At 43.4% G+C, this 11,915-nt stretch carries 10 protein-coding genes; 2 read left to right on the top strand and 8 right to left on the bottom strand.

Annotation, left to right across the window (positions count from 1 at the left end; translation table 11 throughout):
• Positions 1-13 precede the first annotated feature (13 nt).
• Complete coding sequence (locus CEF17_RS00635; RefSeq protein WP_100397855.1) at positions 14-859, bottom strand: MIP/aquaporin family protein; 846 nt, start codon at positions 857-859, stop codon at positions 14-16.
• A gap of 442 nt (positions 860-1,301) precedes the next feature.
• On the opposite strand from CEF17_RS00635, the gene adh reads away from it, so the two are divergent.
• Positions 1,302-2,822 (top strand): aldehyde dehydrogenase, encoded by a 1,521-nt coding sequence (adh, locus tag CEF17_RS00630; RefSeq protein WP_100397854.1) that lies wholly within the window; start codon positions 1,302-1,304, stop codon positions 2,820-2,822.
• 58 nt (positions 2,823-2,880) lie between these two features.
• The gene (locus CEF17_RS00625) at positions 2,881-3,243 is read left to right on the top strand and encodes a DUF779 domain-containing protein (RefSeq protein WP_100397853.1); all 363 of its coding nucleotides are present in this window, start codon (positions 2,881-2,883) and stop codon (positions 3,241-3,243) included.
• Positions 3,244-3,329: 86 nt separating this feature from the next.
• On the opposite strand, the gene ltrA is transcribed toward CEF17_RS00625, so the two are convergent.
• The 7 genes from ltrA to CEF17_RS00590 form a co-directional block, all read right to left on the bottom strand.
• Positions 3,330-4,565 carry a group II intron reverse transcriptase/maturase gene (gene ltrA, locus CEF17_RS00620; protein WP_100400733.1) on the bottom strand — a complete coding sequence of 412 codons (1,236 nt, stop codon included), beginning with the start codon at positions 4,563-4,565 and terminating at the stop codon, positions 3,330-3,332.
• 576 nt (positions 4,566-5,141) lie between these two features.
• Positions 5,142-5,477: a hypothetical protein gene (locus CEF17_RS00615; RefSeq protein WP_100397852.1), complete on the bottom strand. Its 336-nt coding sequence runs from the start codon at positions 5,475-5,477 to the stop codon at positions 5,142-5,144.
• A 339-nt stretch (positions 5,478-5,816) separates the two neighbouring features.
• Positions 5,817-6,722 carry a diacylglycerol kinase gene (locus CEF17_RS00610; protein ID WP_054635972.1) on the bottom strand — a complete coding sequence of 302 codons (906 nt, stop codon included), beginning with the start codon at positions 6,720-6,722 and terminating at the stop codon, positions 5,817-5,819.
• 553 nt (positions 6,723-7,275) lie between these two features.
• The gene (gene gatB, locus CEF17_RS00605; protein WP_100397851.1) at positions 7,276-8,709 is read right to left on the bottom strand and encodes an Asp-tRNA(Asn)/Glu-tRNA(Gln) amidotransferase subunit GatB; all 1,434 of its coding nucleotides are present in this window, start codon (positions 8,707-8,709) and stop codon (positions 7,276-7,278) included.
• Positions 8,710-8,723: 14 nt separating this feature from the next.
• Positions 8,724-10,181 (bottom strand): Asp-tRNA(Asn)/Glu-tRNA(Gln) amidotransferase subunit GatA, encoded by a 1,458-nt coding sequence (gatA, locus tag CEF17_RS00600; protein WP_100397850.1) that lies wholly within the window; start codon positions 10,179-10,181, stop codon positions 8,724-8,726.
• 15 nt (positions 10,182-10,196) lie between these two features.
• On the bottom strand, positions 10,197-10,487 hold the full coding sequence (gene gatC / locus CEF17_RS00595; RefSeq protein ID WP_100397849.1) for an Asp-tRNA(Asn)/Glu-tRNA(Gln) amidotransferase subunit GatC: 291 nt from the start codon (positions 10,485-10,487) through the stop codon (positions 10,197-10,199).
• A gap of 136 nt (positions 10,488-10,623) precedes the next feature.
• Positions 10,624-11,820, bottom strand: a complete 1,197-nt coding sequence (locus CEF17_RS00590) for a CamS family sex pheromone protein (protein WP_100397848.1) — start codon at positions 11,818-11,820, stop codon at positions 10,624-10,626.
• Positions 11,821-11,915 lie beyond the last annotated feature (95 nt).

Below are 11,915 nucleotides of genomic sequence, written 5' to 3'. Positions count from 1 at the left end.
ATGCCTCCCTTACTTATGCATCTACTTTTCTGCGATGGATAACATCTTCTTTAAATTCTTCGCTGATATTCTTTCTTCTTTCTAATACTATGGTAAGTCCTTGTACCACGGCAAAGAAAATGATAAACAGCCAAAGGGCTGAGTAAATGACTCCTTCAAAAGCAGCACTGTAAAAAAGGGCTCCAAGTCCTCCGCCAATTACTGGTCCCGCTATGGGAATCCATGCATATGCCCAGTCCGAGGAGCCTTTATTTGCGATCGGCCAAAAGAAATGAGCGAGACGGGGTCCAAGATCCCTTGCCGGATTAATCGCATAACCGGTAGTCCCCCCTAATGATAAACCAATAGCTATAATTAAAGCGCCTACAATTAAAGGGTTTAACCCTTCTGTGAATTCATTTGCCCCAATAAACAGCAGGCCAAGAACCAGTACGAACGTTCCAAGTACTTCACTAAAGAAGTTGGAAGGTGAATGCCGGATAGCAGGTGAGGTAGCAAATACGCCAAGCTTTGCCCCTTCATCCTCTGTTTTCTTAAAATGAGGATAGTATTGAAGCCAAATGAGTGAAGCACCAATAAATGCTCCGAGGACTTGTGCAGTGACATAGCCTGGAACCTCACTCCAGGGGAAATCTCCGATTAACGCAAATCCTATCGTTACTGCCGGATTAAGATGGGCATCGCTTACACTCCCAACAGCATACACACCCATTGTCACTCCAAGCCCCCAGGCCACAGTGATGACGATCCAGCCGGAATTCTCTGCCTTTGTGCCCCTTAATACAACTCCTGCTACGACCCCTGCTCCAAACAGTATTAAGATCATCGTTCCTAGTAATTCTCCTATGAACGGACTCATGAAAAGGACCACCCCTTACCTTTCATATTCTAGCGAAAACAAAAAAGAGACCAGCAAAATCGCTTATACCAAGGAACATACTTTCCCTCGTATAAACGCATTTGCTGGTCTCCATGTCTCCGCCAGATTGATTAACTTACATACTAGTAAATCATAGGCTGAAAGCGGTGTCAATTCATTTTTCTACTTTTATCTTCCCTACCAAGCTTTTATTCTTTTTGTTAAAAAATACAAATTTCAACCAGATTACGAGAGTTAATATTTGTATTTTCTGAAAAAAGTGATAAAATGAAAGCGATCTCAAAACAGGGGGAGGAGAAGATCCGGAACAGTTAATCAGTAAAGAAATCGAATTGTTCTGCTTTATCAAGGTACTGCATATGTCTAGGTAGACTACTTACAGTCTATGAAAACTTTTTATCTACCAGGGAGGATGATTTGCATGCGCTATGATCAGCCGAATACTCCAAACTCACTTGTCCAATTCAGAGACCGCTATGACAATTACATTGGCGGGGAATGGAAGCCCCCTGTAAACAATCAGTATTTTGAAAATGTAACCCCGATTACTGGAGAGGTCTTTTGCGAGCTGGCAAGATCCTCTTCCGAAGATGTAAACCTTGCTCTTGATGCAGCCCATGAGGCGAAGGACAGCTGGGGCAAAACACCGCCCGCAGAAAGAGCAAATATACTTAACAAAATAGCAGATAGAATGGAAGAAAACCTGGAAATGCTCGCTGTTGCAGAAACTTGGGAAAACGGCAAAGCAGTCAGGGAAACCTTAAATGCAGACATCCCTCTTGCGGTTGATCACTTCAGATATTTTGCCGGGGTTATTCGCAGTGAAGAAGGGTCTCTCAGCCAAATTGATGACGATACCGTGGCCTACCACTTTAACGAGCCTCTTGGCGTAGTCGGGCAGATTATTCCATGGAACTTCCCGCTCTTAATGGCCACCTGGAAAATTGCTCCTGCCCTTGCTGCCGGCAATACTATCGTCCTTAAACCTGCCGAACAGACTCCTTCTAGTATTTTTGTTCTGCTTGAATTAATAGAAGATCTCCTGCCGCCAGGTGTGTTAAATATTGTAAGCGGTTTTGGAGTAGAAGCTGGCAAGCCCCTTGCTTCCAGTGACAGAGTAGCCAAAGTTGCCTTTACTGGGGAAACAACAACAGGAAGACTCATCATGCAGTATGCTTCTCAAAATATCATTCCAGTCACATTGGAGCTGGGCGGAAAGTCTCCTAACATTTTCTTTGAAGATGTAATGGAGGAAGACGACAAGTTTCTAAACAAAGCCATTGAAGGATTTGTCATGTTTGCTTTAAACCAGGGTGAGGTCTGTACGTGCCCATCTCGTGCTTTAATACAAGAATCCATTTATGATCAGTTTATGGACCGGGCCTTAAAGAGAGTCAACGAAATTAAAATTGGTGATCCTCTTGATACAGAGACAATGATGGGAGCCCAGGCTTCTCAGGAGCAGCTAGAAAAGATCCTTTCCTATCTTGATATTGGAAAACAAGAAGGAGCAGAAGTTCTCACCGGAGGCTCGAGAAACACACTTGAAGGAAACCTGGCCAATGGTTATTATGTCCAGCCTACTGTGTTTAAAGGAAGAAACGATATGCGTATTTTCCAGGAAGAAATTTTCGGTCCCGTCGTCTCTGTTACAACTTTTAAAGACAAAGAAGAAGCCCTTTCTATTGCCAATGATACTCTTTACGGATTAGGAGCTGGAGTGTGGTCCAGAAACATTAATACCGCTTACCGTTTTGGCCGCGACATCCAGGCTGGGCGCGTCTGGACAAACTGCTATCATGCATATCCAGCTCACGCTGCCTTTGGCGGATACAAAAAATCAGGAATTGGAAGAGAAAATCATAAGATGATGCTTAGTCATTATCAGCAGACGAAAAATCTTCTCGTAAGCTACAGCGAAGATGCTTTAGGTTTCTTTTAAGGAAAAAAACACCCCCGGCAGCATGAGCAGCCGGGGGTCTTTGAAAGGATGAGAGAGTGTGGTTGAAAAAGTAACTGCTACTAATGCAGCACTTGAGCTGATCGAAAAGTTAAAAGCAGTCCATGGGCCTTTGATGTTTCATCAGTCAGGCGGATGTTGTGATGGCAGTTCTCCAATGTGCTTTCCAGAAGGGGATTTTCAGGTAGGTGACAGTGATGTTCTTTTAGGGGAGATCGGTCATTCCCCCTTTTACATTTCCAAGGATCAATATGAGTACTGGAAACACACACAGTTAATCATTGACGTGGTTGATGGACGCGGGGGAATGTTTTCACTTGAAGGACCAGAAGGAAAACGTTTCTTAACAAGATCCCGGGTTTTTACTCAAGAAGAACGTGAAGAACTGGGCCAGATCAAATAATCGAGTAGGAGGAGGTGACTAACCTCCGTCCTCTCACACCACCGTACGTACGGTTCCGTATACGGCGGTTTCATAAAATTCTAACGTTAATTCAATGATTTCAAACCCATACGCTGCCAATAATGGTCATTGAGTGTGCGATGGAGAATAGGGCTGCTGGCTATACGCCAGTAGCCTTTTCTTGTGTTTCCCCATTCCAAGGCTTTCGCCTTTGTCACTCCCAGTGCCATCAGATTCTTCACCTTTGTTTTGGGCAGCTTCCATTCCTTCCATCGAATCATTCGGAGTCTTCTTCTCAACCATTCCATCAGTCTTTTGAAAATGGATGGCGTTTCTGCCAACTGAAAGTAGTTATACCATCCTGTAAGATATGTATTGATTTTCTCAATTCGGTATTTCATATCGGTACTCCATTTTCGACTTGTCAGTTGACGCAGACGTTCCTTAGCCTTATGAACCGAATCATTATGGACACGCACTCTAGCCTTACCTTTCACCGAAGGTGTAAAGCTGAATCCGAGAAACTTACGTTTCCACGGGCGGCTCACCGCACTTTTCTCTCGGTTTACCTTGAGTTTTAACGTCTTTTCGATGAAAGTTGTCATATTCCTGAGGATTCGCTCGGCGGCTCGTTTAGAACCTGCATATATTTGGCAGTCATCGGCAAACCGAACGAAGCGAAGCCCTCTGGATTCCAATTCTTTATCCAGTTCATCGAGCACAATATTAGAAAGGAGTGGGCTTAATGGACTTCCCTGTGGTGTTCCTTTTCGGTTTGGGGTCGTGAGCCCACCTTCCATAATGCCTGCTTGGAGGTATTTTCGGATAAGACGAAGCACCCGGGGGTCTTTAATGCGGAAGCTTAGCGTTCGCATCAACCGGTCATGGTTAACCTGGTCGAAGAATTTCTCGAGGTCGATGTCTATCACCCAGGTGTACCCCTCATTGATATAGGCTTTCGCCTGTCTCACCGCATCATGTGCTCGCTTTCCTGGTCGGAACCCATAGCTTTGCGGAGAAAACTTAGGGTCATACATCGATTGAAGATAGAGGTTGAGCGCTTGTTGGATCGTACGATCCATCACCGTAGGGATACCTAACTTCCGTTTGCCTCCGTTCGTTTTCGGGATTTCGATTCGACGGACGGGAGACGGTTGGTACGTACCCTTCAGAAGTTGGTCGTGGATGGTGTCCCATTCTTCCGAAATCTGAGCTTTCAGTTCGGAAGTGGGAACTCCATCAACGCCGTGACTTCCTTTATTCTTTGTCACCTTGTAGTAGGCGGCATTCAGATTGTTTCGGTGTAGAATGTGTTCCAACATGTTGCTCACCCTCCACGTGACCATTTCGTTCTTTTGTGTGGCGACCATCCTCCACCCTACCTGCGCCCTCGAAGACTTCACTTCTCTTTCGTAGGTAGTTGGTCTATTCTGTGTCAGCGGATGACGCGTACGCCAGGGAAATGGTACTCATTTTATGATTCAGCCCTTCCCTTACCTTCCGGAAGGTAAGGTACTATGGCTTCGGCTGACTTCTGATGGTTCAGCGATTCTTTGAGAATCGGTTACCGCATGTGTGCGGCGTTCCCATCAGACCTCCCCGGGTAAGGGCATAAACTTCCCTTCCATATCCCCGCCTCATTTACTGTCTATCCCTTTGGTCGTTGGGGCTTTGTCTTGTATTGCAGACTCATCCCAGACAGACAGCCTTCTATGAGGTTCGTATTCCTCGGGGCGGAAGTTTGTCTCCGGCTTCCTTCAGATTCCAGGTCACCCTGGACACCCTTGCCTTTGACTAGCGGTTACAACGACCTTCACCGTTCGGGACTTTAACCCTAGAGTTTATACCCATGCCGGGCACACAATACTAAAGCCGCTCCTTTTTTCAGGCAGCGGCTTTTATATAAATAACAGGCCTAGGGCTATAACAATGGTGCCTGTTGCCCCCCAGACTACTCCTGCCACTACGGGCGGATTTTGCTTTTGAACAGATTCACTGCTTTCTTTGGTTGCATTTGCCTGTACACTCTCCTCAATGGTCACATCCTGTTGTCTGTTCCTTCTGGCGTTTTTTGACAAGGGAAGGGCTGCTATTAACAGAATCACGCCTGCCCAGATCCCCCACATTCCTATCATTTCACCATCAATACCAGAAGTGATCAGCAGTGAAAGGATAATAAGCACCGTATAAGCAAGAAGGGTGACGACGACGCTTATTTTTAATTTTTCGGCCATTGTTCCCCTCCTTAGAAAGAGTATGATGTATTGATCTTTTTTCCCGTTTTAAAGAAAGTTCCTACATTTTTCATTGATTTTTTTCCTTAAGAATTATATTCTTTAATAATGAGATGTTAGTTTTTGTCCACGGACTTTATCTGAAACTTAGTAAGAGAGGGGCTGTTGGGAATGCACTGGATGGTAATTTTCACAAGCATAGTTTCCATTGCTGTTGGAATTTGGTCTTTATTTCTCGTTAAAGCTGGAAACTAATAAAGTAACGGCGCTAGCTTCATACTTATTTCTGCATGTTAAGTCCGCAGAACAAAAAAGGTAAGCCTTAACAGGTTTACCTTTTTATTTTGTCTCCGACTTATTTTTTGGACAAAGCATCTCAAAATGCTGATGAAGATTAACAAATTCAGCTGGGAGCATTCCCCCAAATTCACCGTCCAAATTTAATTGCATGTCCCCTTCAACATAAACCTTTATTCGATTTGCCTGGACGTACACAATTTTGTCATGATGAATATGTTCACCGTTAAGCGCTTGTCCCCCAAGACGTACAAATTCAGGAAGATTCATTTTTTTAACGATAATCAGGTCAAACATACCATCATTATAGGAAGCCTGTGGACAAAGCTTCTCGAAACCTCCTACAGAATTCGTATTACAAATAAGAAACATCATAATTTCATCCTCAAAGAGCTTTCCATCATATTCAATTCTTACATGCTGAGGATTAAGTGACCTGAGCTTTTCAAAGCCTTTGACATAATAAGCAAGCTGCCCCATCATCGTCTTTAGTTTACTAGGTGTATCATAGGTTAGTTCAGTCAGCTTGCCAGCAGCAGCAATGTTTACAAAATATTGATTGCCTACCTTTCCTATATCCACGGGTTTTGTGTAATCATCGCACAAAACATCGCACGTTTTTTCAATATCATTCCCATGAATGCCAAGGGCGCGGGCCAAATCATTTGTCGTGCCGGCAGGAATTAGACCAAGCTTGGGACGATAAGGCAATTCAGCCAGCCCGTTGACAACTTCAAATATCGTTCCGTCCCCACCGGCAGCAATAACGACATCATACCCTTTTTCTCCCGCTTTTCTGGCTGCCTCTTTGGCACATCCTTCTCTTTTCGTCATATGAGCTGATGCTTCGAAACCTGCTGTTTCCAGGCGGTCAAGTATATATGCTAATTGCTTTTTTGTTTGTTCCCGTCCTGCTGTCGGATTATAAATGACTCTGGCTGTTTTCATAGGCGTGCGCACTCCTGTTTTCTCAAATATAGAGTTATCCTCAGTAGCATGTCTTTCCTAGGCCACAGAAGAACTCTGAGCTTTTTTGCATGCTTTTTCTGTCAGTATGGCATATCTATAATTAACTTACGCAAATTTACACTTTTGACATCCAGCTCTTACTTTCTACCCTATAACTATATCATTTAATCTTTTCTAAACTCTACTTTTTACTTCCACTTTGCCTAAGAGGTTCTCTACTTAAAAAACAACAGTGTGTCTCCTGAGTGGTCATATCCGACTCTTTAATAAAAGAAACTCCTTAACAGCCAAATAAAACCGTTTCAAGTTGTTTTCTTATTAATCCCTCATGAGAGAAACATTCTGTTCAATCCTGCCCCTTTTGTCTCTTTATATTATATTCTCTGTTTCCCTCTCCATAACTTGTTTTCAAAGATGATAACTATCATGAACTCAGGATTCAAAGGAAATTAACTCCTATTAAAAAATATTCGTATGCCCCGCGACAGGATAATAAAAATCCCCGCCTTGTAGAAAGGCAGGGATGAAAATGCTATCTTTGGTCAATTCCTTCTTTTATCAGCTTGTTAACCATTTGAGGGTTTGCTTTACCCTTGGTCTGCTTCATTGTCTGTCCAACAAGGAATCCAAAAGCTTTATCTTTTCCATTTTTAAAGTCTTCAATAGATTGCTGGTTGTTATCGAGAATTTCGTCTACAATCTTTTTCAACTCTCCTTCGTCGGAGATTTGAACAAGACCTTTCTCTTTTACGATCTCCTCTGGGTCTCCGCCCTTTTCAACCAGGTCAGCAAATACCTTTTTCGCAATCTTGCTTGAAATGGTTCCCTTTTCAATGAGAGCGATTAACTTCGATAATGACTCTGGAGTAAGAGCTAATTCCTCAAGGTCTTTACCGTTTGCGTTCATGTACGCATTTACTTCGCCCATCAGCCAGTTTGCTGCCTGCTTGGCGTCTCCGCCCTTTTCAACCGTCTCTTCAAAGTAATCAGACATTGCCTTTGATTGAGTGATTACACCGGCATCATACGCTGAGAGTCCTAACTCATTAATATAACGATTTTTTCTTTCATCAGGAAGTTCAGGAATGGTTTCTTTGATTTTTTCCTTCCACTCATGATCAATGTGAAGAGCTACCAAGTCTGGTTCCGGGAAGTAACGGTAATCATCAGAGCCTTCCTTCACACGCATGAGGATTGTTTCTTTCTTTGCATCGTCCCAGCGGCGTGTTTCTTGTAGAATTTCTCCACCGGAAAGAAGCTCCTGCTCCTGCCGTTTTTCTTCAAAAGCCAGTCCTTTTTGTACATTTGCAAAAGAGTTAAGGTTTTTCAGCTCTGTTTTTGTTCCAAACTCCACTTGTCCTGCAGGACGCAATGAAATGTTAGCATCACAGCGAAGGGAGCCTTCTTCCATCTTACAATCGGAAACCTCTGTATACTGAAGAATAGCTTTCAATTTTTCAAGATAAGCGTAGGCTTCTTCAGGTGTCTCAATATCCGGCTCAGAAACGATTTCAACGAGTGGTGTTCCTACTCGGTTAAAATCCACCAAGGAATGCTCACCGTATTCATCATGAGTCAGCTTTCCCGCATCTTCCTCCAAGTGGAGACGGGTAATACCGATTCTCTTCTTTTTGCCCTCTACTTCAATTTCAATCCAGCCATTCTCACCAACAGGCTTATCAAATTGGGAAATTTGATAGGCTTTTGGGCTGTCTGGATAGAAATAGTTTTTCCGGTCGAACTTTGTATTTTCAGCAATATCACAATTTAAGGCCATGGCTGCTTTTACTGCATATTCAACCGCCCGTTCATTTAATACAGGAAGCACACCAGGGTGTCCCAGGCATACCGGACAGGTATGGGTGTTTGGAGGTGCTCCGAATTCAGTTGAACATCCGCAGAAAATCTTGGAATTTGTCTTTAATTCTGAATGCACTTCGAGTCCAATGACTGTTTCAAATTTCATTTCCTTATCCCCCCTTACAATTCCGGCTTTTCTTTATAGTATTCTGTAGCTTGTTCATAGGCATGAGCCATTCGGTAGACTTCTCCTTCTTCGAACGGCTTACCAATGATTTGCAGTCCTACCGGCATTCCTTGAGAGAAGCCGCAAGGTACGGAAATGGCAGGGACACCAGCCAGATTAATTGGAATAGTCATCACGTCGTTAGCGTACATGGTAAGCGGATCATCCACCTGCTCACCAATTTTAAATGCTGTTGTTGGCGAGGTCGGCCCTACGATCACATCAAAGTTTTGAAGCACTTCTTCAAAATCTCTTTTAATAAGAGTACGGACCTTTTGTGCTTTTTTATAGTAAGCATCGTAATAACCACTGCTCAATGCGAAGGTTCCAAGCATAATACGCCGCTTTACTTCATCGCCAAATCCCTCGTCACGAGAGCGCTGATACATTTCAAGTAAGTCATTTGCATTATCTGATCTTACACCGTAGCGCACACCATCAAAGCGGGCAAGGTTGGCTGATGCTTCAGAAGAAGCCAGCAGGTAGTAGCAGGAAACCGCATATTTAGAGTGAGGAAGAGATACTTCTTCCCAGCTCGCACCTAGATCTTCCAGCACTTTTAATGCCTCTAGTACCCTGTCTTTAACACCTTGTTCCACACCTTCAGATAAATATTCTTTCGGCACGCCAATCCGCTTGCCTTTGATTTCCCCAGTAATCATGCTTAGAAAATCTGGAACAGGAATATCTGCGGACGTGGAATCCATGTTGGAGTGACCAGCGATTTGCTGAAGAACAAGAGCATTGTCTTCTACTGTACGGGTAATGGGCCCGATTTGGTCAAGAGAGGAAGCAAATGCTACCAGTCCGTAACGCGATACTCGTCCGTATGTAGGCTTTAGCCCCACAACTCCACAATAAGCTGCCGGTTCCCTTATAGATCCACCTGTATCAGAACCAAGAGTAAAAGGAACTTCTCCAGCTGCTACAGCGGCTGCTGATCCCCCGCTCGATCCTCCTGGAACATAATCGGTGTTCCAAGGATTACGGGTCACGAAAAAACCAGAATTTTCATTAGAAGATCCCATAGCAAATTCATCCATATTCAACTTTCCAATTTGAACAGAATTTGCCTTATTTAACCCCTCAATCGCTGTGGCGTTATGAACAGGCTCAAAGTTTGCGAGAATTTTACTAGCGCAGGTTGTGCGAACACCTTTTGTCGTAATGTTATCTTTAATTCCAGCAGGTATCCCAAAAAGGGCGCCATTTACTCCCTCTTTTTCCAAAGCTTCATCGAGATTCTTTGCATGACTGCGTGCTTCTTCTTCATTTAACGTGAGAAACGCCTTAACTTTATCATCTACTTCATTGATACGCTTAAATGAAGCATCAACAAGTTCTGAGACAGTAATTTCTTTATTTTCGAGCCTTTTATGTATCGTAGAAAAACTCTCTTCTAAAATAGACACGGTGAGCTCCCTCCTTTATTCAAGAATAGACGGCACTTTAAATCGGCCATCCTCATGATCTGGTGCATTTTTGAGTACGTCTTCACGATCCAAAGACGGTCTTACTTCATCTTTTCTAAGAACATTGTGAAGATCTAAAACATGGGTCGTTGGTTCTACATTTGTTGTATCTACTTCATTTAACTGTTCTGCTGATCCAATTATATCGTCAAGATCTTTAGTGAACTTTTCTACTTCTTCTTCTGTCAAAGACATGCGCGCGAGATATGCAACGTGTAAGACCTGCTCTTTCGTAATTCTGCTCACTGCCTGTCACCTCCGTTAAAATCGTCCTTTTTCACAATACATTGATGATACCAAATCCAACATGTACAATCAACAAAAGGCAAGAAAGACAAACATTGAAGAAAGTTTCCCTGACATCTGCTTTCTTGCCGTGCTTTTAATGAATATGGATATATGGTTCCTCGTCGGGCTCTCTTACAATTAAGGCTTCCTCTTCTCCTGAAGCAGTCACACGAATCTGGACTTCAATTTCAGGAGAAAAATGCTGTTCCACCCGGTCAGTCACATGCTGGGTAAATGCTATTACTTCTGTTTTACTGTAAAAACGGATCGGAATCTCAATCTCCATCCTTTGCATCTGGTCATTTTGATAATAACCATTTCCAACAACACCCACGTAGTTTTCAAAGAATCTGTTTATATCATTACTAAATTGATTAAACCTCTCCGCATCTGTTCTTTGCTCATTTTCAGCTGTCCCGGAAGGAAACAAATAATGAGCTTCGTTTAAGGTTTGCCACCCGCCTACGTCCTGGCCGGGATCAGCCACTGCTGTTGCAATAAACTCACCTGGCACAGAAGACTGACGAGGTGCTTCTCTAAAGAGTGCAAAAACAATTGGAACGTCTTCCAATATTCCGTCTTCCCTGTCTTCACTTCTTAGGCGTTCCAGTACCTCCTGGGCAATCCTCTGGCCCTCTTCCAGACTAACCTCTTCATCGATTTCTTCATTAAACCAGGGACCGTAACTTCCATCATCGTGCCGTTCTCTAAAATAATAGGCACTGTTTAAGGAAATTCCTATGGCCAGTCCGCCAATCTCCAAATTGCCATTTTCATTTTCTGTTACATAATTATGCTCTAGAATATGAGACAAATAGCGTGGAGAATTTCTTTCTCTTTCTTCAAAAGAGCTTCCTTCTCCAAGGGGCGGGTTCAATCCAAGGAGATTCCCTTCGTCGTCTTCATCTTCCGGTTCTTCATAACGACGTAACCAGTTGTTCAAGTCACTTCTCGTAATAAACTGGCCTTCACTAAAAAAATAAGAAGAAGGATCAAATTGATCAGACGCCAGTTCCGTAAGGCCTACCTCCAGCCTTTCTAAGTCCATACGGTTATAAACCACCGATGTACTGAACCCTCTGGTCGCTCCATGCCGATACTGTCCGTCCTGTAAAATGCTTCTGTAATAACTGTCCAAACTTGGAATTTCCGGACTCACTTCAACAACCGTGTCTGCTCCATCTTCATCACTTTCTTCCACGTCTGCCGTTTCATCTGTTTCTAACCCGGGCAGGCAGCCTGAAAGTAAAACGAGGGCCGCAAAAACAAAGCAACCCGCTTTCTTAACCATTATTCCCATCTCCTCATTCCCTGATCTCAATCTTATTTATTAGGCACCACTTATAAAGCTGGCTTCTTTTACAGGTAAAACAGCCATGATTTGGA

This window comes from Bacillus sp. FJAT-44742 (genome assembly GCF_002797315.1).
Lineage (GTDB): Bacteria > Bacillota > Bacilli > Bacillales > Marinococcaceae > Thalassorhabdus > Thalassorhabdus alkalitolerans.
The sequence above is the reverse complement of the archived record's forward strand: the minus strand, read 5'-3'. Positions and strand labels throughout refer to the sequence as shown.

Bases quoted from the DNA above. Each gene is read 5' to 3' on its own strand.
- CEF17_RS00635 (WP_100397855.1), bottom strand. From the start codon at position 859: ATGAGTCCGTTCATAGGAGAATTACTAGGAACGATGATCTTAATACTG.
- adh (WP_100397854.1), top strand. From the start codon at position 1,302: ATGCGCTATGATCAGCCGAATACTCCAAACTCACTTGTCCAATTCAGA.
- ltrA (WP_100400733.1), bottom strand. From the start codon at position 4,565: ATGTTGGAACACATTCTACACCGAAACAATCTGAATGCCGCCTACTAC.
- CEF17_RS00615 (WP_100397852.1), bottom strand. From the start codon at position 5,477: ATGGCCGAAAAATTAAAAATAAGCGTCGTCGTCACCCTTCTTGCTTAT.
- CEF17_RS00610 (WP_054635972.1), bottom strand. From the start codon at position 6,722: ATGAAAACAGCCAGAGTCATTTATAATCCGACAGCAGGACGGGAACAA.
- gatB (WP_100397851.1), bottom strand. From the start codon at position 8,709: ATGAAATTTGAAACAGTCATTGGACTCGAAGTGCATTCAGAATTAAAG.
- CEF17_RS00590 (WP_100397848.1), bottom strand. From the start codon at position 11,820: ATGGTTAAGAAAGCGGGTTGCTTTGTTTTTGCGGCCCTCGTTTTACTT.